Annotated in this window: 21 protein-coding genes, 1 tRNA gene and 1 riboswitch; of the genes, 12 read left to right on the top strand and 10 right to left on the bottom strand. The window is 58.3% G+C overall.

The features are described 5' to 3' along the window. The first annotated feature begins 22 nt into the window (after window positions 1-22). Entirely contained in the window at window positions 23-943 is a 921-nt protein-coding gene (locus tag SJY29_RS07615) for a LysR family transcriptional regulator (protein ID WP_400088444.1), read from the top strand. Here SJY29_RS07615 and uraH read toward each other — a convergent pair. Next, window positions 928-1,281 (bottom strand): hydroxyisourate hydrolase, encoded by a 354-nt coding sequence (gene uraH / locus SJY29_RS07610; RefSeq protein ID WP_400088442.1) that lies wholly within the window; start codon window positions 1,279-1,281, stop codon window positions 928-930. The genes SJY29_RS07615 and uraH overlap by 16 nt on opposite strands. Before the next feature lie 149 nt (window positions 1,282-1,430). Here uraH and puuE point away from each other — a divergent pair, with 149 nt between their 5' ends. Genes puuE through SJY29_RS07595 form a run of 3 tightly spaced genes read left to right on the top strand, consistent with a single transcriptional unit; the run spans window position 1,431 to window position 4,815 of the window. After that, a complete protein-coding gene (puuE, locus tag SJY29_RS07605; protein WP_400088440.1) occupies window positions 1,431-2,843 on the top strand; it encodes an allantoinase PuuE in 1,413 nt (470 codons plus the stop codon). After that, window positions 2,840-3,325: an ureidoglycolate lyase gene (locus SJY29_RS07600; protein WP_400088438.1), complete on the top strand. Its 486-nt coding sequence runs from the start codon at window positions 2,840-2,842 to the stop codon at window positions 3,323-3,325. Before puuE ends, SJY29_RS07600 begins: the two co-directional genes overlap by 4 nt. A 56-nt stretch (window positions 3,326-3,381) precedes the next feature. Then, the gene (locus SJY29_RS07595; RefSeq protein ID WP_400088436.1) at window positions 3,382-4,815 is read left to right on the top strand and encodes a nucleobase:cation symporter-2 family protein; all 1,434 of its coding nucleotides are present in this window, start codon (window positions 3,382-3,384) and stop codon (window positions 4,813-4,815) included. A gap of 53 nt (window positions 4,816-4,868) precedes the next feature. On the opposite strand, the gene SJY29_RS07590 is transcribed toward SJY29_RS07595, so the two are convergent. From SJY29_RS07590 to SJY29_RS07575, 4 genes are all read right to left on the bottom strand, one after another. Then, entirely contained in the window at window positions 4,869-5,627 is a 759-nt protein-coding gene (locus SJY29_RS07590) for an ABC transporter permease (RefSeq protein WP_400088435.1), read from the bottom strand. Continuing rightward, entirely contained in the window at window positions 5,627-6,412 is a 786-nt protein-coding gene (locus tag SJY29_RS07585) for an ABC transporter ATP-binding protein (protein ID WP_400088862.1), read from the bottom strand. Before SJY29_RS07585 ends, SJY29_RS07590 begins: the two co-directional genes overlap by 1 nt. Window positions 6,413-6,465: 53 nt before the next feature. Next, window positions 6,466-7,473 (bottom strand): ABC transporter substrate-binding protein, encoded by a 1,008-nt coding sequence (locus SJY29_RS07580; RefSeq protein ID WP_400088433.1) that lies wholly within the window; start codon window positions 7,471-7,473, stop codon window positions 6,466-6,468. Window positions 7,474-7,648: 175 nt separating this feature from the next. Next, window positions 7,649-8,482 (bottom strand): bifunctional allantoicase/(S)-ureidoglycine aminohydrolase, encoded by an 834-nt coding sequence (locus SJY29_RS07575; protein ID WP_400088431.1) that lies wholly within the window; start codon window positions 8,480-8,482, stop codon window positions 7,649-7,651. A 250-nt stretch (window positions 8,483-8,732) separates the two neighbouring features. Between SJY29_RS07575 and SJY29_RS07570 the strand changes: the two genes are divergently transcribed. Next, window positions 8,733-11,087 carry a methyl-accepting chemotaxis protein gene (locus SJY29_RS07570; RefSeq protein ID WP_400088429.1) on the top strand — a complete coding sequence of 785 codons (2,355 nt, stop codon included), beginning with the start codon at window positions 8,733-8,735 and terminating at the stop codon, window positions 11,085-11,087. A gap of 124 nt (window positions 11,088-11,211) precedes the next feature. Here the strand turns inward: SJY29_RS07570 and SJY29_RS07565 are convergent. Both SJY29_RS07565 and SJY29_RS07560 read right to left on the bottom strand, forming a co-directional pair. Next, a tRNA-Asn gene (locus SJY29_RS07565) sits at window positions 11,212-11,286 on the bottom strand. 360 nt (window positions 11,287-11,646) lie between these two features. Next, complete coding sequence (locus tag SJY29_RS07560) at window positions 11,647-12,549, bottom strand: MBL fold metallo-hydrolase (RefSeq protein WP_400088427.1); 903 nt, start codon at window positions 12,547-12,549, stop codon at window positions 11,647-11,649. 44 nt (window positions 12,550-12,593) lie between these two features. On the opposite strand from SJY29_RS07560, the gene SJY29_RS07555 reads away from it, so the two are divergent. Then, complete coding sequence (locus SJY29_RS07555; protein WP_400088425.1) at window positions 12,594-13,913, top strand: ATP-binding protein; 1,320 nt, start codon at window positions 12,594-12,596, stop codon at window positions 13,911-13,913. Here SJY29_RS07555 and SJY29_RS07550 read toward each other — a convergent pair. From SJY29_RS07550 to SJY29_RS07540, 3 genes are read right to left on the bottom strand one after another with little or no spacing between them, the layout of a single operon-like run. Beyond that, the gene (locus tag SJY29_RS07550) at window positions 13,910-14,962 is read right to left on the bottom strand and encodes an extracellular solute-binding protein (protein ID WP_400088423.1); all 1,053 of its coding nucleotides are present in this window, start codon (window positions 14,960-14,962) and stop codon (window positions 13,910-13,912) included. The two genes, SJY29_RS07555 and SJY29_RS07550, sit on opposite strands and share 4 nt — an antisense overlap. Next, a complete protein-coding gene (locus tag SJY29_RS07545; RefSeq protein WP_400088420.1) occupies window positions 14,932-16,338 on the bottom strand; it encodes a sensor histidine kinase N-terminal domain-containing protein in 1,407 nt (468 codons plus the stop codon). The genes SJY29_RS07550 and SJY29_RS07545 overlap by 31 nt, the downstream gene beginning before the upstream one ends. Beyond that, window positions 16,329-16,991, bottom strand: a complete 663-nt coding sequence (locus SJY29_RS07540) for a response regulator transcription factor (RefSeq protein ID WP_110278882.1) — start codon at window positions 16,989-16,991, stop codon at window positions 16,329-16,331. Before SJY29_RS07540 ends, SJY29_RS07545 begins: the two co-directional genes overlap by 10 nt. Window positions 16,992-17,133: 142 nt before the next feature. On the opposite strand from SJY29_RS07540, the gene SJY29_RS07535 reads away from it, so the two are divergent. The 6 genes from SJY29_RS07535 to gcvT all read left to right on the top strand — a co-directional run bounded on the left by SJY29_RS07535 (window position 17,134) and on the right by gcvT (window position 23,639). Beyond that, window positions 17,134-18,117, top strand: a complete 984-nt coding sequence (locus SJY29_RS07535; RefSeq protein WP_400088417.1) for a Bug family tripartite tricarboxylate transporter substrate binding protein — start codon at window positions 17,134-17,136, stop codon at window positions 18,115-18,117. A 78-nt stretch (window positions 18,118-18,195) separates the two neighbouring features. Then, window positions 18,196-18,693 carry a tripartite tricarboxylate transporter TctB family protein gene (locus SJY29_RS07530; RefSeq protein WP_110278880.1) on the top strand — a complete coding sequence of 166 codons (498 nt, stop codon included), beginning with the start codon at window positions 18,196-18,198 and terminating at the stop codon, window positions 18,691-18,693. A gap of 3 nt (window positions 18,694-18,696) precedes the next feature. After that, entirely contained in the window at window positions 18,697-20,220 is a 1,524-nt protein-coding gene (locus SJY29_RS07525) for a tripartite tricarboxylate transporter permease (RefSeq protein ID WP_400088413.1), read from the top strand. Window positions 20,221-20,279: 59 nt separating this feature from the next. Next, complete coding sequence (locus tag SJY29_RS07520; protein WP_400088410.1) at window positions 20,280-21,062, top strand: arylmalonate decarboxylase; 783 nt, start codon at window positions 20,280-20,282, stop codon at window positions 21,060-21,062. Continuing rightward, complete coding sequence (locus SJY29_RS07515; RefSeq protein ID WP_400088407.1) at window positions 21,059-22,213, top strand: M24 family metallopeptidase; 1,155 nt, start codon at window positions 21,059-21,061, stop codon at window positions 22,211-22,213. Before SJY29_RS07520 ends, SJY29_RS07515 begins: the two co-directional genes overlap by 4 nt. 58 nt (window positions 22,214-22,271) lie before the next feature. Further along, a riboswitch (glycine riboswitch) is annotated at window positions 22,272-22,357 on the top strand. A gap of 160 nt (window positions 22,358-22,517) precedes the next feature. Further along, a complete protein-coding gene (gene gcvT / locus SJY29_RS07510) occupies window positions 22,518-23,639 on the top strand; it encodes a glycine cleavage system aminomethyltransferase GcvT (protein WP_400088404.1) in 1,122 nt (373 codons plus the stop codon). The last annotated feature ends 11 nt before the right edge of the window (window positions 23,640-23,650 follow it).

The following is a 23,650-nucleotide window of genomic DNA, read 5'->3' as shown; positions in this document are numbered from 1 at the left end:
CAGCATCAAAAAAAACAATCAAATGTCTTATCTCGACAATATCCGCACATTCGTCCGTGTCTATGAGCTTGGCAGCATGTCCGCCGCCGCGCGCGATCTGCGGATTTCGCCTGCGGTCACGTCTGCGCGGATTTCCCAGCTTGAGGGGCATCTGAGCGTGCGTCTGTTCCAGCGCACCACACGGAGCCTGACGCCGACCGAACAGGGCAGGGCGTTCTATGGTGGCGCTTGCGAGATTCTGGAAAGTGTCGCCAATGCCGAAACCCAAGTGGTCAATATCACTGAAAACCCCAAGGGCGCGCTTTATGTTGCGGCCCCGTTAGGGGTTGGCAGGCGTTTGATTGCGCCACATGTGCCGGACTTTCTGGCGCTTTATCCCGAAATCACCCTGCGACTGCGTCTGACCGATCGCAAAGTGGACCTGACGACGGAAGGTCTGGACCTCGCGTTCTTTCTGGGTGAGCCGGAAGATAGCAACCTGCGCATCCGCAAGATCGCTGACGTGCAGCGGATCTTGTGTGCCGCACCGGCCTATATTGCCAAGCGCGGAACCCCTGCCTCGGGCGACGATCTGATCGCGGACCGCCATGAATGCCTGAACCTGCGCTTTCCTGGTGCGTCGGAATTTCAATGGCGTCTGTTGACGCAAGAGGGACCAAAGAAGTTTCGGGTCCAAGGCCGCTACGAATCCGATGATGGCGATGTGCTGACCGATTGGGCGCTATCGGGGAACGGGATCGCGATGAAACCTGTCTTCGAAGTGGCCGAGCATATCAAGGCGGGCCGTTTGGTGCCTGTGGCAACGCAAACACCGCCCGTGCCGATCCAGATGGCGTGTCTGTTCACGCATAGGCGGCGGCAAGACCCAAAAACGCGTCTGTTTATGGATTTCGTGATCGACCGGATCAGCGCCGTTGTGCGCGGCGATCAGGACCCGCGGTAAGTGCTATAGCCGAAGGGCGACAGCAGCAGCGGCACGTGATAATGCGATGCTTCCGACATGCCAAAGCGGATCGGGATGATGTCCAGAAAACGCGGGTCTTCGGGCGGGGTGCCGATGGCATCAAGATAGGCCCCTGCGTGGAATACCAACTCATATGTACCGGTTACGAATTGATCCGCAGGCAGGATTTGTTCATCCGTGCGCCCGTCATCATTCGTGACCAAGGTCTTGAGCAGGGTGCGCGTCTCGCCCGCAATCGCAAAAAGCTCAATTTTGAGGCCTTGCGCCGGACAACCGCGCGCCGTGTCCAGAACATGTGTTGTCAGATAACCGCTCATTGCGCTGCTCCTTTGATGCTGTTCCACTTAGTGCCAGAAAGGCAGATGAAGCGCAAAGCGACGCAAACAAGAGGCTCTTTCGCATTTTTTTTGAAAAAGAAAATCATTGCTTTGCTTTATAGGAAATTAACTTTGAAGAGGAACATGGCTTGACCCGCTACCCCCGCGACATGACCGGATATGGACCGAACCCGCCCGCTGCCAACTGGCCGAACGGGGCAAAAATCGCTGTGCAGATCGTGCTGAATTACGAAGAAGGCGGCGAAAACAATATCTTGCACGGCGATGCTGCATCCGAGGCATTCCTGTCCGAGATAACCGGTGCATCACCTTGGCCCGGCCAGCGGCACTGGAACATGGAATCAATCTATGAATACGGGTCACGCGCCGGATTCTGGCGTCTGCACCGTCTTCTGCGCGATCTGCCGATTACCATTTATGGCGTCGCCACCGCCTTGGCCCGTGCGCCGGAACAGGTGGCCGCGATGCAGGCCGCAAACTGGGAAATTGCCAGCCACGGCTTGAAATGGGTCGAACATAAAGACATGCCCGAGGATGTGGAGCGCGCGCAGATCGCCGAAGCGATCCGCCTGCACACCGAAGTCACAGGTGCAGCCCCACGCGGTTGGTACACGGGCCGTTGTTCCAACAACACGGTGCGTCTGGTCGCGGAAACCGGCCAGTTCGCCTATGTCGCCGACAGCTACGCCGATGATCTGCCGTATTGGTCACGCTTTGGCCGCACTGACCAGTTGATCGTGCCCTATACAATGGACTGCAACGATATGCGCTTTGGCATTCAAGCAGGGTTCACCAATGGCGACCAGTTTGAAAGCTATCTGCGCGACAGTTTCGATATGCTCTACGCTGAAGGTGCCGCAGGTGCGCCCAAAATGCTGTCGATTGGTTTGCATTGCCGTCTGATGGGGCGTCCGGGCCGTGCCGCGGCATTGGCGCGGGTGATTAATTACTTCAAGTCGCACGATGATGTCTGGTTCGCCACCCGCGCACAGATTGCGGATCATTGGGCGGCGCAGCATCCTGCGCCAAACGATGTGCGCCCTTCTGAAATGGACCGCGACACTTTCGTTGCGGCCTTTGGCGGTATCTTCGAACACAGCCCGTGGATTGCCGAAGGCGCCCATGCGCTTGAATTGGGGCCGACCCATGACACCGCCGCCGGCGTGCACAGCGCGCTGGCGCGGGTGTTCCGTTCTGCATCCGAAGAGCAACGGCTGAATGTGCTCAAGGCGCACCCGGATCTGGCAGGCAAACTGGCGGCGGCGGGCAAGCTGACGGCGGAAAGCACGGCCGAGCAGGCGGGGGCAGGGCTTGACCTGCTGACCGACGACGAACGCGCGGCGTTTCAGTCGCTCAACGCGCAATACGTCGCGCGGCATGGTTTCCCTTTCATCATCGCGGTGAAGGATCACGACAAGGCCTCGATCCTTGCCGCATTTCACCGCCGGATAGAAAACGATCGCGACACGGAATTCGCCGAAGCCTGCCGTCAGGTTGAACGCATCGCGCAGTTGCGCCTGATCGAAAAGCTGGGCGCATGAGCACGGAATTGCATCTTGAACCGTTGACGAAAGAGGCGTTCGCACCGTTCGGTGATGTGTTGGCTGTGGCGGGTGACCCGGACAAGATCATTAATCAGGGGCTTTGTGGGCGCTATCACGACCGCGCAAATATCGACATTGTCGATGGGCGCGCAGGGATCAGCCTTTTCAAGGCTGAGGCGCGGCAGTTTCCGATCACGCTCGATATGATGGAACGCCACCCGCAGGGCAGCCAGGCCTTTTTGCCGATGAGTTTTGATCCTTTCGTTGTTGTCGTCGCGCCCGATGCGGGCGGCACACCAGGCCAGCCGCGCGCGTTTCTGACAAGCGCCGGACAGGGCATCAATTTTTCACGCGGCACATGGCACGGGGTTTTGACGCCCATCCATGCGCCTGGACTATTCGCTGTTGTAGACCGGATCGGGGAGGGTCCGAACCTGCAAGAGCATTGGTTCGACACACCATTCACCATTCTGGGGTGAGCAAGGATTTGCCAGCGGGAAGACTGGCGAAATCGTCCAAAGGGAGGGACAATACTATGGCTGACAACACAATCGGAACCCCGGAGCAGCTCCGCGATCCGAACTACACACCGGCACTTCATCGGGCCATTCCGCTCGGTATCCAGCATGTGCTGGCGATGTTTGTGTCCAACGTTACGCCTGCGATCATCATCGCAGGGGCGGCGGGTTTCGGGTTTGGTTCAGATGCGGGTGCCCAAGGGTTCCCCGACATGACCTATCTCATCCAGATGTCGATGCTGTTTGCCGGCATCGCGACATTGTTCCAGACCATCGGCTTTGGTCCCGTTGGTGCGCGTCTGCCCATCGTGCAGGGCACCAGTTTTGCCTTTATTCCCATCATGATCCCGCTTGTCGCTGGCAAAGGCGTTGATGCACTGCCTGCGCTTTTCGGCGGTGTGATGATCGGTGGCCTGTTTCACATGCTCATTGCCACCTTCATCGGCAAAATCCGCTTTGCGCTCCCGCCGCTGGTCACCGGTCTGGTCGTCACCATGATCGGTCTGGCACTGGTCAAGGTCGGCATCCAGTACGCCGCCGGTGGCGTGCCTGCGATCAATGCGCCTGAATATGGCTCGCTCCTGAACTGGTCTGCGGCTTTGGTTGTGATCTTTGTGACCCTCGGGCTCAAGTTCTATGCCAAGGGCATGCTGGCTGTTTCGGCTGTCGTGATCGGTATTCTTGTGGGCTATGTCTATGCGATGCTTATGGGGATGGTCACCGTTGAAGGGATCGCCGCAAGCTGGAACCGCGCTGCATCTATCGCATTCCCCAGCCCCTTCAAATACGGGTTCGAACTCAGCTTTGCCGCGATTATCGGGTTCTGCCTGATGGCCTTCGTCTCGGCGGTGGAAACCGTGGGCGATGTGTCGGGGATCACCAAAGGCGGTGCAGGGCGCGAAGCCACCGATAAGGAAATTACCGGCGCGACCTATGCCGACGGTTTCGGCACAGCCGTCGCTGGCGTGTTCGGCGGTTTTCCGAATACATCCTTTAGCCAGAACGTGGGCCTGATCGCCATGACCGGCGTGATGAGCCGCCATGTGGTGACCATCGGCGCGATCTTCCTGATCATCTGTGGCCTGATCCCCAAGGTGGGCGCTGTGATCAACACGGTCCCGATTGAGGTCTTGGGTGGCGGTGTCATCGTGATGTTCGGCATGGTGGTTGCAGCGGGTATCTCGATGCTTTCCGACGTCAATTGGAACCGCCGGAACATGGTGATCTTTGCGATTGCCCTGTCAATTGGTCTGGGGCTGCAACTTGATCCACTCGCGGTGCAATATTTGCCCGATACGCTGCGCATTTTGATGACATCCGGTCTGTTGCCTGCGGCAGTGATCGCCATCGTGCTGAACCTGATCCTGCCTGAGCAATTGTCGGACGAGGCGACCGAAGAAGTCTCGGGCGGTATGACAGGACATGGCCACGGGTCGTTGCCAAAGTCGTAAGAGCGCATGGCAGAAAGCAAAAAAAGCCCGGTCGGTTGACCGGGCTTTTTTTATTAGTTGGCTTCGCGGTCAGCCCAGCCTGCAAAGATCCGTTCGAGAAAGATCACCGCGTAGTAAAGAACGATACCGAGGAAGGCGAGCGCGATGAGCACGGCAAACATCAACGGATAATCTCCGTTGGTTTCGCCGGATTTGAACAACGCGCCAAGGCCGCGCCCGTGCGGGCTGACGATCTCCACAAGGTTGGTGCCGATAAAGGCCAAAGTGGCCGAGACCTTGAGCGCGCCAAAGAATTCCGGCAGTGTCTTGGGCAGGGCGATTTTCCAGAAAATCGTGGCTTTCGATGCGCCAAGTGCGCGCAGGATATCGCGGTATTCGGGCTCGAGCGTGGACAGCCCGATCCCGACGGATACGGCAATCGGAAAGAACGAGATCATAAAGGCCATCAGCACCGTGTTGAAATCATGCTGCCCGATGAAGAGCAGCGAAATGACAGGGACTAAGGTTGCTTTGGGGATTGCGTTAAAGCCGATCAGCAGCGGATAAAGCGCATCGCGCGCGATCCGTGAAAAGCCGATAATCATGCCAATGGCGGTGCCCACGATCACAGCAAGGAACAGACCCACCACCGTGCGCCAGAGCGTCTGCCAGCCCATCTCTAGAAACAGCTCTTTGTACTTCCAGAACGCAGGCGGCAGGTCGGACGGCGAGGCCATTTTGAAATTCGGCCAGCCATTGGCCCAGACAAGAAGCTCCCACAGCCCCAGAAAGACAATGATCGCGATGATCGGGGTGGCGATTTTACTGAACATCAGTGGTCAACCTCGCGGCCTTGGGCGATCTTGATCTGGTCGCGCAGGATATGCAGCATATCGGCGGCCTTGGGGGTGAAAAGCACATCCAGCGTGCGGTCGGCGGGCAGGTCCACGTCCATCACATATTGCGTGCGGGCAGGGCGCCCAGACAGCACAATAACCTGATCGCCCAGAAACACGCTTTCGCGCAGATCATGGGTGATCAGAACGGCCGTGAAAGGTTCTGCGGCGCGCAGATCACGCATGGTTTGCCAAAGGTCCTCGCGCGTGAATGCATCAAGCGCGCCAAAGGGTTCGTCCATGATCAGAACGTCAGGCTTATGCACCAGCGACCGGCAGAGCGAGGCCCGCTGACGCATGCCCCCCGAGAGTTCCGAGGGGCGTTTGTTTTCAAACCCGACCAGCCCCACCATTTCAAGCAGTTCCATCGCCCGCGCCTCGCGGTCCTTGCGCGGCATGCGCGGGGCCACGATTTCGAGCGGCAGAATGACGTTATCAAGGATCGTGCGCCATTCCAGCAGGACAGGGTTCTGAAACGCCATGCCCACGGTGTTGCGCGGGCCTTTGACGCGTTCGCCGTGAAGCCAGACCTCGCCCTCATCAGGGGTCATAAGGCCCGCAACAAGCCGCGTCAGCGTGGATTTCCCGCAACCCGAGGGGCCGACGACGGCGGCGAATGTACCTTCAGGCACGGTGACATCCAGACCGTCCAGAACCTCAAGCGGGCCATGGACGGTCTTATAGGCGTGCTTGACGCCCTTGATTTCTATGAGATTTTCGATGGTCTTCAGCCTTGATGGAAAAGGGCCGCTGCAATGTACAGCGGCCCGTTTGTTTATTGCAACATCAACATATCCGCTGTGGGCAGATAGCTTCCATCAAAATAGAGCGACGCATCGGGCGCGTTCACGAACTCATAGACCGATTTGGTCTGCTCGATCGCGTTTGCCATGCGCGCGTCATCAATCCCGCCCATGCCGTTGGCCATAACATAGTCGGTCAGCACATTGGCATCGATCGCCATTTGCAGGCGTTCGGTTTCAAGGGCGGCATCCGCAGCAGGGTTGCGTTCAATCAGGGCGGCAATCGCTGCATCCGGCATGGCAATCGCGTCTTTCCAACCCTTTGCGATGGCGGTCAGAAAACCGGTCACAAGCTCGGGGTTTGCCTCGGCAAAGTCGGTGTTCACGATGATCGCATTGCCGTAGAGGTCCACACCATAATCGGCCATCAACAGCACCGAAATATCATCCTCGGGAATGCCCAGACGCTTGAGGTTCAGTGTGGAAGAGAATGAAAAGCCGGTGATCGCGGCCACATTGCCTTCGGCCAACATCGGTTCGCGGGTCGGGAAGCCCACCGGCTCGACGGTGATTGCATCGACGTCCAATCCGGTCTCTGCGGCAAAGATCGGGAACTGCGCCCATGCGCCGTCAGGTGGCGGTGCGCCCAGAACTTTGCCTTCCAGATCAGAGGGAGCCTCAACACCCAGGGATTTGCGCCCAACCACGGCGAACGGCGGTTTGTCATAGACCATCATAACGGCGGTCACGGGTGCATCGGGGTTCTGGTCAAGGAACCGCATGAGCGAGTTGATATCGGCGAAACCTACAGGAAACGCCCCTGTTGCCACTTTTGGAATGGCGTCGAGTGAGCCCGCACCTTCGCTGATGGTGACGGTCAGGCCCGCATCCGCGAAATAGCCCGCATCAAGAGCATGGAAATAAGGTGCCGCTGGCCCTTCGAATTTCCAGTCCAGCGCAAAAGGCATATCGGTTTGCGCGATGGCGGGTGAGGCGAGCAGGCTTGCAGCAAGCGCAAGCATCTTTTTGTCGAAAATCATTGGCGTGTCCCGTGAAATTGTTAACCTTCAAAGGAATACCAAAGGCTGCCGACGCAATACAGGGATCACAGGTGTTAAAACCTTTTTAGTGCACGATCTTTAGATAGCTGCTCAAAAAATAGGCAATGAGGCCTGTGCCAGACCAACTTCCTACGCAGTTTTTGCGCTGCGACGCCTATCGCGCACCTCCGATGCGCAGGTTCATGTGCCGGTTCACATCCTTATAAAGCAGATAGCGGAACTTGCCCGGTCCACCGGCATAACAGGCCTGCGGGCAAAAGGCGCGCAGCCACATGTAATCACCCGCCTCGACCTCGACCCAGTCGTTGTTCAGCCGGTAGACAGCCTTGCCTTCAAGCACATAAAGGCCATGCTCCATCACATGGGTTTCCAAAAACGGAATAACCGCACCCGGTTCAAATGTGACGACGGTCACATGCATGTCATGGCGCAGGTCCGCGGGATCGACAAAACGCGTCGTTGCCCATTTCCCGTCAGTCCCCGGCATCACGGTGGGGGGCACATCACGATCGTTGGTGACGATGACGTCCGGCAGATCAAGCCCGGGGACCGGTTCATAGGCCTTGCGGATCCAGTGAAACCGCAACATCCCGTCGGTCGTGTTGTGCAAGGTCCATCCCGAAGCAGGCGGAAGATAGGCGTATCCACCCGGCACCATTTGATATGTTTGCCCTCCGACAGTCAGGGTTGCGGTGCCTTCGACGATAAAGAGCACGCCTTCGGCACCGGCATCTGCCTCCGGCTGATCCGAACCACCGCCTGGCCCGACCTCCATGATGTATTGCGAAAAAGTCTCGGCAAAACCGCTGAGGGGACGCGCGATGACCCAAAGGCGGGTATTTTCCCAAAAGGGTAGATAGCTGGTCACGATATCGCGCATCGTCCCTTTCGGTATGACGGCATAGGCATCTGTAAAGATCGCGCGATCTGTCAGGAGCTGGTCCTGGCTTGGATGTCCCCCGGTAGGGGCGTAATATTTGCCTGACATATCGGCTCCTGTCGGTTGTAATTGCATAGAAATATGGGGCTGCAAGGCATCAGACACCACCCGCTATCGTCAGACAAGGCTTATCGGATAAATTTGATAATGGCGCATGGATTTCAAACGGTATCGTATGATTGCGATGCCTTGATTGGTCATGCCCCAGGCGCTTGGGAGGCGTCAAAGGCGGCTTAAGCTGTTCTTAAACCCCATCGTTCATAACGCTGCCAAGCATTGCATATTCTGTGAGGGGCTAATGGGATTCTCGACTTCAATCGCACTATCGCGAAAACTACCGTCAATCATCGCTGCGCTTTGCGTGGTTGCCAGTGTCAGTATCGCCGTTGTTGGCTATCTGGATTTTCGACAGGCTGTGTTTCAGGATGCGCGCAAAAATTTCCGTATCCTGACGGAAAGCCGTGGCAACAGCTTGGTTGCATGGTTTGAAAACATGGGACGGAATGTTGCAGGCTATGCAAATGACCCGACGGTCGTCGCGGCCTTGGGCTCGTTTGGCAGCTCTTATGATCTGATGATTGATAGCGCCGGTTTGCGTGATGCCTATATCACGAATAACCCCAATCCGGCCGGCGAGCGTGACCAGTTTGATCAGGCGCCTGAATCTGTTCCTTACCACTTCCAGCACGGGCGTTTTCATCCGTATTTCCGCGATATTGCGAAGACCTCTGGCTACTATGATTTCTTTTTGTTCAATCGCCGTGGCGATCTGATGTACTCGGTCGAGAAAAACGGGGATTATGCGACAAACTTCGCTGACGGGCCCCACGCCGATAGCGGCCTTGCATCGGCATTCACTGCGGCGCGGGACGGCGAGCAGGGCCAGATATATTTTGCTGACTTTGCGGGATATGAGCCGGACGCCGGCAATGCCGCAGCATTTCTGGCGACACCGGTTTTCGATCAAAGCAATCAGCTGCTTGGGGTTGTGGCTGTTCAGGTGCCAACAGGTCAAATTGATGAAATATTCAATGATCCTCTCGGACTGGATGAGACCGGACGCATATATGCCATCGGTCCTGACAGGCGGACACGGAATGCGCCGCGCTTTGAGACCGGGGTCGGCCGTCTTTCGGATGTGTCGGACGCTGCCCAAGTCAATGCGATATTCAACGGTGGCGATACGTTTCAAGGTCTGACTACCGGGATTAGTGGTGATGATATGCTCTCCAAAGGCGCTTTGATTGACGTCTTCGGACAGACGTGGGCGATTATCGGTGAGATTGCCTCTGATGAAGTCCAGGCTCCTGTCATTGCGGCGCGAAACAAGATGATTCTCGTGACTGTGTTCGTTGCCGGTATTTCTGCGTTCTTGGGCTGGCTCACTGCGCGCTCGGTCGTGCGGCCGCTGGCGCGTCTTGGTGAGGCGATGGGCCGTGTTTCTGAAAAAGACTATGATGTTGATCTGTCGGATCAAAAACGTGGTGATGAAATCGGCAGTCTTTTCAATAGTCTGGACAATTTTCGTGAAAAATTGCGCGCGTCCGACCTGGCAGAGGAAGAACGCGAGGCACTGCAGGTGAAACAGGCAGAGGTCGTCAACCGGCTGAGTATCGCACTCACCAAACTTGCCGATGGTGATCTGCAACATAGGATCGAAACGCCATTTGATGGCGACTATGATCAGTTGCGCCAGGACTATAACCGCACCGTACTTAATCTGAACAAGACAATCGGGTCTGTTGTCATCCGCTCTGGGGCGATCCGACAGCGTTCGGACGGGATGAGCCGCGCCTCGGATGATTTGTCGCGCCGCACAGAGAATCAGGCCGCGACACTGGAAGAGACAGCCGCGGCACTGGACCAGATGACCGCCAGCGTCAAATCTGCGGCCGATGGTGCACGTCAGGTCAAAGAGGTTGTGGGCAGCGCACGTGATGACGCCGATAAGAGCGCGCCGGTGGTGAAAGATGCCGTGCATGCCATGACGGAAATTGAAGGGTCATCACAGGAAATATCACAGATTATCGGTGTCATTGACGACATTGCGTTCCAGACGAATCTGCTGGCGCTGAATGCGGGCGTTGAAGCGGCGCGCGCTGGCGAGGCGGGACGTGGTTTTGCCGTTGTCGCATCGGAGGTGCGTGCGCTTGCGCAGCGTTCCTCGGATGCAGCCAAACAGATCAAGTCACTGATCAGTGAAAGCTCCGGTCAGGTCGAGCGCGGTGTCACGCTTGTCGGGCAAGCCGGTGAGGTGCTGACGAAAATTGCAAGTCATATCAATCATATCTCTGATCTTGTCGCCGAAATTGCATCAGGTGCGGAAGAACAATCAATTGGTCTTGGCGAGATCAACATCGGTGTGACCCAACTTGACAAGGTGACACAGCAAAATGCGGCAATGGTGGAAGAAGCAACTGCTAGCAGCCACGCGTTGAATGGCGACGCCGCGCAACTTGAGGAACTGGTCACGCATTTCCGTCTGGATGAAACCGCCATCGGTGGTGCCGCGGTACAGGACAATATCATGCAATTTGTCCCGCAACCGGCACAGCATGCCCCCGACTTGCCTTCCTATCACGATGCAAGGCCCGCAGCGGCCAAGGTCAGTGGCGGGGGCAGTCCCCGTGACGATATCTGGCAGGACTTCTGATTTGCCCTGAACGCGTTTGATGAAATAGTATATCCGCGCGTTGCAATGCGACGCGCGGCATCCGCGTGTCGTCACGCGTGTTAAGGCCAATACAAACCTACAAATCTTCATTTATATGGGGAATTGGCTCCGACGGTAGGGATCGAACCTACGACCAATTGATTAACAGTCAACTGCTCTACCGCTGAGCTACGTCGGAACACTCGGGCCCATATAGCAATGCGATTCCGAGACGTCCAGAGGGTTTTGTGGTGTTTTTGCGAAACTTTTCAAATGCATCCGTTGCGCGCGTTTTGACCCATTAAAACACGGCGTCAGCGCGATTTTGAAAAAACATCCATGGCTTGGGGAGTGATTGCGATAGTCGCTTTATGTCACAGCGGCTAAAGTTGCTGGAATCATATGCAAATCACGGCATACGGGCTTGGCGCAGACGGGTCTCGGATTGTTTTGCAAAGCGTGGAAACAGTGAGGTCCTTTCCCTGATCTTGCTGCGATCTTGCACCGTGTCAGCGCGAAATCCGACAGACTGTCGCTCTGGCATGAACGGGTCCTGACCCTAGGCGCGCAGGGTGAATATTGCACCTGTTGCGAGCTGCGGTGCGGCACTGACTTTGCCGCGTTTGTAAAGGTCGACCAAATGCGCAAAGACGTTACGCTCTGCCGCTGTTGCCAGGCCAGCTGTAAGGTTCTCATAGATGGCTGACGTGATCATGGCGGGGGTTGCAGGTGTGTTGGCGAGTGTTGCAAGGATTTGCGCCTCACGCATTTTGCGGTGCGCGATCAACCACGCGAGCCGCGCCGCCGGTTGCGTGACCGGCGCACCATGCCCGGGATAATAGACACGCGCGTCGTGGCTCTGGAGCTTTGCGCAGGAGGACATAAAATCGCTCAGGTCCCCATCGGGTGGAGAGACCAGCGAACTGGCCCAGCCCATGACGTGATCGCCGGTAAAGATCGCGTCATTCCAGACAAAACAGAGGTGGTTCCCGATATGCCCTGGCGTGTGCAGGGCGGTGATGTCGCCCCAGGCACTAGACAGCATTTCGCCGTCCTTGAGTGTACGGTCAGGCGAAAACGCACGGTCAATGCCTTCGCCGCCACCGGCAAGCCCTTCTGCGGCCAGTTGTTGCATCACGGCACTGCGCCCTGCGCGACTGTCGCCAAACGCATAGGTCGGCGCGCCCAGTTTCTCACGCAAAGTTGCGGCAAGTGGAGAATGGTCCAGATGGCTGTGCGTGAGCAGGATATGTGACACCGGACGCCCCGCAATAGCCGCTTCCAGCGCCGCCAAATGTGCCGGATCGTCAGGCCCCGGATCAATGATGGCAAGCGTCTGCCGTCCCAGGATATATGTGTTGGTTCCCAGATAGGTCATGGGCGAAGGGTTTGGTGCCAGCACCAGTTGCAGGTCGTCGGACAGATCCAGCGGCTTGCCTGCAACGGGAGAAAATTCTCCCATCACAACCGCTTTCCGTTTCGTCCATGGCACGCTAGCGTGGCAAAATGTTCTTTGGTTGGCTCAAAAAATACATGCCGAGAGGCATTTACGCGCGCGCGGCGCTGATTTTGGTTCTGCCAATTCTGCTGCTGCAATTGCTTGTCTCTGTTGTCTTTATCCAGCGCCACTTTGAAGGTGTCACCCGGCTGATGACAAGTGCCGTCAACATTGAACTGCGTTTTTTGGTGGATACGGCAAATAGCGAGACGACAGTGGCAGGCGCACGCACAGCCCTCGCGCGGATTGATGGGCCGTTGGAAATAGACACCGTTTTGCCGGCAGACGATCTGATCACGCAGGATATTCTTCCCTTTGTCGACCTCACCGGCGGCACTGTCATTGAAACGCTGCGCGCGGGTGTGAGTGGTATTCTGGCTGTCTCGCTGGAACAGCGTAGCAGGGTGGTGGTTTGGGTGGATACCCGGCACGGGCCCTTGCGCATGGATTTGCGGCGCGCGCGCGTGTCTGCTTCAAATCCGCATCAACTGCTGGTGATCATGGTTGTATTGGGCGGTATCATGACGGCGATTGCCTATGTCTTTTTGCGCAACCAGCTCCGTCCGATCAAACGCATGGCCCGTGCTGCAACGGATTACGGCAAGGGACGGATCACCCCGTTCACACCAACCGGCGCAATTGAGGTCCGTGCTGCGGGAATGGCGTTTCTTGATATGCGCAACCGCCTTGAGCGCCAGACCCAAAGCCGCACAATGATGCTGTCGGGGGTGAGCCATGATTTGCGCACACCGCTGACCCGCCTGCGGTTGGGGCTTTCGATGCTGGACCCCGAGGATGCAGCGCCGCTCACGCATGACGTGGATGATATGGAGCGGCTCTTGGACGCATTTCTGGATTTTGCCCGCACCGATGCCGGCGACAGTCTTGAACCAACGATCCCGGGCCGTATCATTGCGGATGTCTTGGCTGATGCAACGCGGATGCAGCAGAATGTGACGCTGGGGGCGATTGAGGGCGCGGAGGAAGAAGTCAGTCTTCGCCCATTGGCCATCCGCCGTGCAATGGACAATCTGGTGGGCAATGCGCTGCGCTATGGTACACGGGCCGAAATCGGGGTCAGTGTGACGGATCGCGCGGTCCGGTTCTGGGTCGAGGATGACGGTCCCGGCATTCCGCCAGAGCGCTATGACGAGGCGCTAAGCCCTTTCGTCCGCCTTGATCCGGCGCGCAATCAGGACAAGGGCAGCGGTGTCGGCCTTGGTCTGTCGATCGTTGCCGATATCGCGCGCACCCATGGGGGGGTCCTGCGCCTTGGGGTGAGCGAAAGGCTCGGCGGGTTAAAGGCCGAGTTGGTTCTGGCGCGCTAGGGATTGTCCGCAGCGTCCTGCAGCATGGCATCGCTCCACGCGCTCAGAAACGCGTTTCTGTTCAGCCGATCAAGATAAACCAAGAGTGCGGGTCCAAGCCGGATCGGGCCATAGGCGCGGGCTTCGGGTGTCTCAGCGGCGCCCAAAGGCGGCAAGGCCCAAACGCGCGACTCGTCGCGCATACCTTCCTGCAAAAGGCGGTCTATAAAGAGCCCCGCGCTGGCCGTCTCCGTCGCCGTTGCCGGGATGAGTGCTGTACGGAGCATGACCGTGGCATAATCCTGAAGGTCCAGAATTTCCAACCGGTCATCGCGTGCGATCCGTTCGGCTGCATAGGACCCCAGAACATTATAGGCCAATGACAACCGGCCTGCGGCCACATCATCGATCATCTGCGCCGAACAGCAATAAAGTGCTGCACCCCGCAAACCCATCAGTTCGGACAGCCGCCAGTAGGTATCGGAATTGCGGGCCTCTTGGGTCGCGAAAAGATACCCCAGACCGCTACTGCGGACATCATAGGTTCCAATCGCATCCTGAAAAATCTCGGGGTTCTGGCGCAGTAGCGCGATCAGGTCTTGGCGGGTTGTCGGGCGTTCGATGCCTGCGAAAGTCTCGCGCGAGATGACCGCAACGGCGGGTTCTGCGGTGAAGGCAAAGACCTGATTGCGCCATTGTGCCCAGACGGGCAGGGCCTGCGTGACGGGGGATGTATAGGCCTGTGCCGCACCATCATTGGCCAGTTGGAATTGCAGGTCCATCGCCGATGAAATGGCGACATCAAATACCGCACCCTGCGTGAGGGCGCGATGCAACTCGGCGCTTGAGGTCACCGAATAGTCGATACCGATCGTGGGGTTTTCGGCCTGAAATGCCAGAATAAAGGGCTCGAAAACCTCCAGGTCACCGGTCGAGATCACTTTGATGACAACCTCACCGGTGCCGGGGTAGAATTTCTGGTCTTCAAGTTCCAAGGCGGCCAGCGGCCCGCCCAGACAGTGCAAGAGTGCTGCCGCAATCAGGCTGCGGGCAAGATCAGGGAAACGCATGCGCCTGCTCCATCTTCGGGAATTGTCAGTTCGATACGGCCACCATGGGCATCAAGCACTTCTTTTGCGATGGTGAGCCCAAGGCCGGATCCGACCACCTGATCGACGTTGGTGCCGCGCTGAAAGCGCGCGGTCAGATCCGGTAAAGAGGGCGCCGAAAACCCGCGCCCATGATCGCGCACCGTCAGGCGCCAGAATTTGTCGTCCATGCGGTCAAGGGTGACATTGATGTCGGTTTCCGCCGGCGAATATTTGACAGAGTTGTCCAGGACATTGCGCAGCGCGCTTTCCAGCAAAATCGCATCACCGCGCACATCAGCGGGGCCGCGGCAATTCAGGATGATCGCGATGTCTTTCATGTCGGCGGTCGGGGCAAGCCCGTCCGACACACGCGCTGCCAGTTCCGCCAGATCAACGTGGTCCTGCGCCAGCGCATCGGCACGAAAGCTGACCGTGGCATGATCCAGAAGCTGGCTGGCGGAACGTGAGCTTTCATCGACTGCACGGATGATCCGTCGCAACATTTGTTTTTCTTCTTCTTTTTCAACTGTATGCAGCGCCAGTTCTGCCTGCACCCGTACCGTTGCCAAGGGCGTGCGGACGCGGTGCGCAGCTTCGGCAATAAACTCCTCGGACCGCCGGATGGATTGTCCCAACCGCTCCATGAGACGGTTGAGAGCAATCAAAAGCGGTGACAGTTCCGCGGGAACCTGGCGGCGCAAGGGCCGCAAATCGGCCGGGCCGCGCCGCGACACAGCTTGTGCAAAGCTGTTGAGCGGCTTGAGTGCGTTGCCTGCAGCAACGGCCCCAAGCCCCACGGCAAGCACAAAGAGCGCCACGGAAAGCCCTGCGGCCGTTTGTGAAAGTTCCGAGCCGATCGCTTCTACTCCTGTGCGCGTCTGCGCGACAGTGACCAGAACGGGGACCGGCTGTTGGCCTGCCAGAACCGTGCGTTGGACGGTGACCGCACGGACCGTGTCATCGCGATAATTCATCGTGCGGACAGTCGCAGCGCCGGGCCGGCCGACCGGATTAACGGGTTCGGCCAGATCATCATAGCCGGTCAGCGTCACACCCTCGGCAGACACGCGGTAGAACACGCGGTCCTGACCGATCGCATCCAGCATCGCAAAGGCTGAATAGGGCAGTTCCAGCAGAATCGTGCCCTGTTCACTGCGCAACGCCTCGGCGATCGTGGTGGCCGAGGCGACAAGCACGTTGTCTTGGGTCTGTTCGGCCGCTTCGCGTGCGAAGGTCGTAACGGTCCACCATGACAGGATAGCCAGCACAGCGGCGACACCCGCAAGCAGGATCGTCAGGCGTTGGCCGATGGAGCGCCACCAGAACGGCAGCGAATTGGTGGTACTCATGGCCATGTCATCCGGTATCCGATACCGCGCACTGTTTCGATCTCGACCCCGGCCTCTTGAAGCCGCTTGCGCAGGCGGCCGACATAAACCTCGATTGCGTTTTCGCTCACTTCGGCATCCTGCGAGAACAGGCGGTCAAGCAGTTGGGTCTTGGACAGGATTTGCCCCTTGTTGCGCGCAAAGACTTCGAGCAGGCGCAGTTCGCGGTTGCGCAGGGGCTTTGTGTCGCCGTTTTGCTGCAGCGTCCCACCTGACGGGTCAAAGAGCGCCGTGCCAAGTGGAATAAGTGCGGGTGTCGGCGTGCCGCGACGGCGCAAAACTGCACGACATCTGGCTTCTAACTCTCCGAAATCAAATGGTTTTGTGATATAGTCATCAGCGCCCATATCAAGCGTATCCACGCGGTCGGACACTTGGCTGCGCGCGGTAAGCACAATCACCGGAAGTCGCTCGACTGTCCGTGTTTTGCGCAAAAATTCACGACCGTCACCATCGGGCAGCATCACATCAAGCAGCATCAGGTCATAGTCCGCAATGGCCAGCCATTCCTCGGCCTCGGCCAATGTCATGGCATGATCCACAGCATGCCCGTCAAGCGACAAGCGCGCGATCACGGCCTCTCCCAGTTCTTCGTTATCCTCAACGAGCAAAAAGCGCATTGATCGGTTTCTCCTCGGTCCGCACAGCCCCAAATCGGGACGTGCGTGAATTAATTCATCTGGTGTCAGGCTCGTGTCAGCTTCGCATGCGGTTATTTAGCATGGGCGGGGAAACCACGCCTGTCAAATGGGAGGAATACAGATGACAATGAACATGACCCGCCGGGTCGTGATGGCCGCTGCGGCCGTTACACTCGCTTTTACAAACCCAGCAACCGCTGGTGGCCATCAGGTGATGGACGAGATTAATTTCCTGATCCCCGGCGGTGCTGGTGGTGGTTGGGATGGCACTGCCCGTGGCACTGGTGAGGCGTTGACTGCTTCTGGCCTTGTCGGCACCGCATCTTACGAGAACATGTCCGGTGGCGGGGGCGGTGTTGCGATTGCCCACCTTATCGAAAATGCGGAATCACTGCAGAACACCATGATGGTGAATTCCACACCGATCATTATCCGCTCGCTCACAGGCGTGTTTCCACAAAGCTATCGTGATCTGACGCTCGTCGCGGGCACGATCGGTGACTATGCGGCAATTGTTGTCAGCACTGACAGTGCGATCCAGTCAATGGATGATCTGCTGGCAGCGTACCGCGAAGATGGCATGGGCTTTGCCATTGGCGGTGGGTCGGTGCCCGGCGGGCTTGACCACCTTGTAGCGGCATCTGTGATGCAGGCCGCTGGCGAAGACCCCACAGCGTTCAACTACATTCCATATGACGCGGGTGGCGCTGCCATGGCAGGTTTGCTGTCTGGTGAAATCCAGGCGCTCTCAACCGGCTTTTCCGAGGCGATTGCACTGGCCGACCAGGGCGAAGTCCGCATTCTTGGCGTGACATCCCCCGAACGGGTGCCGGCCTATGACAGCGCGCCCACAATGATCGAGCAGGGGCTTGATACCACATTCGTCAACTGGCGCGGTTTCTTTGCTGCACCCGGTTTGGCGGACGAACAGGTTGCGAAAATGCAGGCCGCCATTGCTGCGATGTACGACACACCCGAGTGGGAAGAAGTCCGCGCGCGTAACGGCTGGGTCAACATCTACAACAACGGTGATGATTTCCGTACATTCCTGGACAACCAAGAGCAGGAAATCGGTGACCTGATGCGGACACTCGGCTTTCTCTAAGAACTAAGCCGCAATACCTAACCGTCCCGCAATCGTGCGGGACGGTTTCACTATACGAATTTTCAGGGAGGGGAATTCATGGCGCTGGATCGTTGGATCGCGCTGATCTTTGTCTTATTTTGCTGCGTTTATGGCTATGCCGCATTCTTTACGATGGATCAGCTTCTTCCCCCCTTTATGCAACGTAACCCTGTGTGGCCCTCGACCTTTCCAAAGGTGCTGGCCGTTCTCGGGATTATCGTTGGTCTGGTTGTGCTTCTGGGTCTGGAAAAGACCGACGACAGCGACGCGGGCCCCTCGGCCACTGAAATCAACTATCGCCGTTTGCATGAATACAAACTCGGTCAGGCGCTGATGCTGCTGGCGCTGATGGTGCTTTACGCGCTGATGCTGCGGCCTGCGGGTTTTCTGATCTCGACCACCGTCTTTCTGGTGGCCGGCAGCGCGATCCTGGGTGAGCGCAAGTTTCACATCATGATCCCTGTTGCGGTCTTCGCCACGGGTTTTGTGTGGTATCTGGTCCAAGAGGTGCTTGGCATCTTCTTGCGGCCCTTTCCGTTTTTTATGGGGATGTAGGCAATGCTTGAAGGAATTTTGATTGGCCTTGAAGCGGCCTTTTCTGTCCAGAACATCCTGATGGTGGTGTTCGGTTGTCTGATCGGGACATTCATCGGCATGTTGCCGGGGCTGGGGCCGATGTCGATTATCGCCATCATGATCCCAGTGGCGATTACCTTGGGTGATCCGGCCGCGGCGCTGATCCTGCTGGCCGGTGTCTATTACGGTGCGATCTTTGGCGGCTCGACCTCGTCGATCCTGCTGAATGCGCCCGGCGTGGCAGGGACCGTCGCCACCAGCTTTGACGGCTATCCGATGGCGCGCAAAGGGCAGGCTGGCAAGGCGCTGACCATCGCCGCCGTCAGTAGTTTTGCGGGCGGTACGATCGGGGCGATCCTTTTGATGATCTTTGCGCCTGCGCTTTCATCCGTCGCGCTCTTGTTCCACTCGGCTGAGTACTTTGCACTCATGGTTGTGGGTCTTTCTGCCATCGCGGCCTTTGCGGGCACGGGTCAGGTCGGCAAGGCACTGATGATGACCCTGCTGGGTTTGATCCTTGCCACCGTGGGCGAGGGCGCGTTGTTCAGCATGCCGCGCTTTACCATGGGCATGATGGACCTGCAGTCCGGCATCAGCTTTATCACACTGGCCATGGCCATGTTTGCCCTGCCAGAGGCGCTTTTTCTCGTGCTGAACCCCGCCCGCGGGGCCAGCAATGCCGAAGGCGGTAGCAGCAAGATCACCAATCTGCGCTTTTCACGCGCCGAGGGGCGGGCGATGCTGCCGGTGATCGGGCGTCAGTCTATTCAGGGCTTTTTCATCGGTGTTCTGCCCGGTGCGGGGGCCACGATCGCGTCTTTCCTCGGCTATGCTGTGGAACGCAACCTTGCCAAAGGCGAAGAGCAGGCCGAATTCGGCAAAGGGTCCATCAAAGGTCTCGCTGCACCGGAAACGGCCAATAACGCGGCCTGTACCGGATCATTTGTGCCGCTGTTGACCTTGGGTATTCCGGGGTCGGGGACCACAGCGATCCTGCTGGGCGCGCTGATTGCATTGAATGTCACCCCCGGGCCGCGTCTGATGACGGACACGCCCGAGATTTTCTGGGCTGTCATTATCTCGATGTTCATCGGCAATCTGGTGCTCTTGGTGCTGAACCTGCCGCTGATCCCCTATATCGCCAAGATCCTGTCGATCCCGCGCAACTACCTGATCCCCTTCATTCTGTTTTTTACGCTGATGGGGGCCTATATCGGGCAGAATAATGCGACCGAGCTCTTGATCCTTGTCGGCTTTGGTGTGGTCGCCACGATCCTGCGGTTTGCGGATTATCCGCTGGCACCGCTCCTGATCGGGTTCATCCTTGGCACGATGCTGGAAGACAACTTTGCGCGCTCCATGCAGCTTTATCAGGGGCTTGGCTTTATCCTTGAGCGTCCGATGACCTTGGGCCTGCTGGTTTTGGCCCTTCTGCTGGTGCTTTTGCCCAGTTTCCGTGCACGCCGTGCGCGCAAGCGGGCGGAAGGTGTCGCCGACGGCGATTGATTATAGCAGGCGCGCAGATTTCGTTTTGGAATCTGCGCGTGGCGACCTAACACTTGGGCATGATCCTGTCCAAACCCCGTACACCCGAAATGGACGCAGGCCGCCACCATCGCGCGCGGCTGGGGTTTATCCTGATGTCCACCGATCTGGCCTGTGAGGCCGATTGCATGGATATGGCCCCCGATGGTGTGGCCGTCCATTTCACCCGTTTGAAAACGGATGATCACACCACCAATGAAACGCTGGCGCGACACATTGACGATATGGCCGATGCCGCCTCGCGCCTGCAGCCCGATATGCGCCCCGAGGTGATCAGCTATTGTTGCACCTCCGGCTCGATTATCTGCGGCGAGGAAAGCGTCTTTCGCGAAATCCGCAAAGGTGCGCCATGGGCCCAGCCTATGTGCATCGTCACCGGTGTGATGGATGCGTTGCGTGAAGTGGGCGCGCAAAAGATCGTTGTCGGCACGCCCTATCTGGACGAGATCAACACCGCCGAGGCCGCTTATCTGGCGCAAGCGGGTTTTGACGTGCTGGATATTCAGGGTTTGCAACTGGCAACCGGCGTTGAATTCGGGCGCGTCACCCCCGGCTACTGGAAGCAGTTTGCGCTGGACCTCGACCGCCCGGATGCAGATGCGATTTTTCTGTCCTGCAGCGGCATCCGCGCGCTTGAGGTCGTCGACGAGATCGAACAGATCGTAGGTAAGCCGGTCATTACCTCAAATCAGGCGCAGTTCTGGTCGTGTTTGCGCAGGGCAGGGATCATGGATGAACTGCAGGGGTTCGGGCAGATTTTCAAACACAGCGGACGCGCGATATCAGGCACGTTGCCCGGATGACGGCGCCATCGACACGCGGGTTTCCGGAGGCGGAATATCGCACGCGTACAACCCGCGCACAGGAAAAGATGGCGGAGCAGGGACTTGAGGGCCTGTTGCTGATGACCGAAGCAGAGGTCACTTATTTCACCGGCTTTCAAACCCTGTTCTGGCAAAGTCCGACACGGCCATGGTTTGTTTTTGTGCCGCAAGCAGGCAAGCCCGTTACGATCATCCCGGAAATCGGTGCGGCTCTTATGCGTCAGACATGGGTGGATGACATCCGCACATGGTGCGCGCCTTGTCCTGCGGATGACGGGATCAGCTTGCTGACTGAGCTTTTGGCGCCTTGCACAAAGATCGGGGTCATGCTGGGCCACGAGACACACCTGCGCATGCCTTTGGCAGATTGGAACAGGTTGATGGCGGCATTGCCGGGCCTTCAGGTCACCGACGCGGGGCCGCTGGTGCAAGGCCTGCGGATGGTGAAATCCGACGCTGAGATTGCGAAACTTGCCCAGATCTGCGCGATCGGGTCTGCGACTTTTGCGCAGGTGCCCGCGTTTGCGCAAGAAGGCACGCCGCTCGATGCTGTGTTCCGCGAGTTTCGGCGCGCCGCATTGGCGCAGGGGGCCGATGGTGCGCCCTATGTGGTGGGGGCAGCGGCACAGGGGGGCTACGCGGATGTGATCTCGCCGCCGGACGGCATACCGCTGGCAAAGGGCGATATCCTGATGCTGGACAGTGGCATGGTCTGTGACGGCTACTATTGCGATTTTGATCGCAACTGGGCAATCGGGCGGGCCGATGACATGGCCAAACGCGCCTATGACGTGCTGTGGCGTGCGACCCAAGCAGGGATTGCCGCTGCGCGCCCCGGAACCACCTGTCAGGCCCTTTGTGCCGCAATGAACGCAGTGATCGCCGAGATACAGGACAGCGGGGGTGACATCGGTCGTTTGGGGCACGGATTAGGACTGCAACTGACCGAGCAACCCTCGCTCGCGGGCTTTGACACGACGGTCTTGCAAGAGAATATGGTCATCACATTGGAACCCTCTGTGTCTTACGGTGACGGGCTGATGATGGTGCATGAAGAGAACATCGTGGTGACACCCGCAGGGGGGCGTTTGCTGACGACCCGCGCCGCGCCGGAACTGCCGATCATTTAGAGGTTTCGCATGCATCGAATCTCTTGCGCGCAGGTCGGGAACGGGGCAAGTTGCGTCGCAATCGACGTCGGGAGAACCAACCCAGTTGGTGCCGAAGGAGCAACCGCCCCGGAAACTCTCAGGCCACAGGACCGACGTAGGTAAGAAGACTCTGGAGAGTGGCAGGTTGCTGCCCGCCGAAGGGATAGCAATCTCAGGCATCAGGACAGAGGGGGCATCACGCACGTCGGCATCCGCTGCCGTGCCAACGTGGTGCCGTTTGATCGCAAGATCGTGTCGGCCGGAAAGAAGGAACGGCTTGGCAATGTCTGATCTGCACCAAACCCCGCTACATGCGCTGCACCTTTCGCTGGGGGCAAAAATGGTGCCTTTTGCAGGCTACGACATGCCTGTCCAATATCCGATGGGCGTGCTGCAGGAACATCTGCACACGCGGGCAAAGGCAGGCCTGTTTGACGTCAGCCACATGGGGCAGGTGCGCGTGACGGGTGCCGATTACGCCAGTGCGGCTGCGGCACTGGAGCGGCTGATCCCCGTGGATATTCTGGGTCTGGCTGAAAACCGTCAGCGCTATGGGTTTTTCACCAATGCTGAGGGCGGCATCCGTGATGATCTGATGCTGGCGAACCGTGGCGATCATGTTTTCATCGTTGTGAACGCCGCCTGCAAAGCAGACGATATTGCCTATATGCAAGCCGAACTGACCGATGTGTCCGTGACCGAAATCACCGACCGCGCGCTTTTGGCGCTGCAAGGTCCGGCGGCAGAGGCTGTGCTGTCCACCCTCGATCCGCGTGCCGCTGATATGCGCTTTATGGATGTCGCGACGCTCACACTCGCAGGTGCGGAATGCTGGGTCTCGCGGTCGGGCTATACCGGCGAGGATGGCTATGAAATCTCGGTTCCTGCGGATCATGCGGTGGCCTTGGCAGAGGCGCTATTGGCGCATGACGATGTGGCCCCCATCGGGTTGGGCGCGCGCGACAGTCTACGCCTTGAAGCGGGTCTTTGCCTTTACGGACATGATATCGACGCAGGAACAAACCCTGCCGAGGCCGCCCTTGGGTGGGCGATCCAGAAGGTCCGCTGCGCAGGCGGCGCACGCGCTGGCGGGTTTGTCGGCGCGGAAGTCGTTTTGCCCGCCCTTTCAGAGGGTGTTGCGCGCAAACGTGTGGGCCTGCTCCCGCAAGGTCGCGCGCCGATGCGCGAAGGTGTGCCGCTTTTTGCCAGCGAGGACGCTGCCACTCCGGTTGGCACGATCACATCGGGCGGTTTCGGCCCGACCGTCGGCGCACCTGTCGCTATGGGCTATCTGCCCACGGACCTGTCTGCAACCGGCACCACCGTCTGGGGCGAATTGCGCGGCAAACGGCTGCCGCTGACCGTCGCTGCACTGCCCTTCACCCCTGCCAATTTCAAACGCTAACACTGGAGAGC

Source organism: Yoonia sp. R78084 (assembly GCF_044595625.1).
Taxonomy (GTDB): Bacteria; Pseudomonadota; Alphaproteobacteria; order Rhodobacterales; family Rhodobacteraceae; genus Yoonia.
Note: the sequence above shows the minus strand (reverse complement) of the source record. Positions and strands in the feature narration are given on the sequence as shown.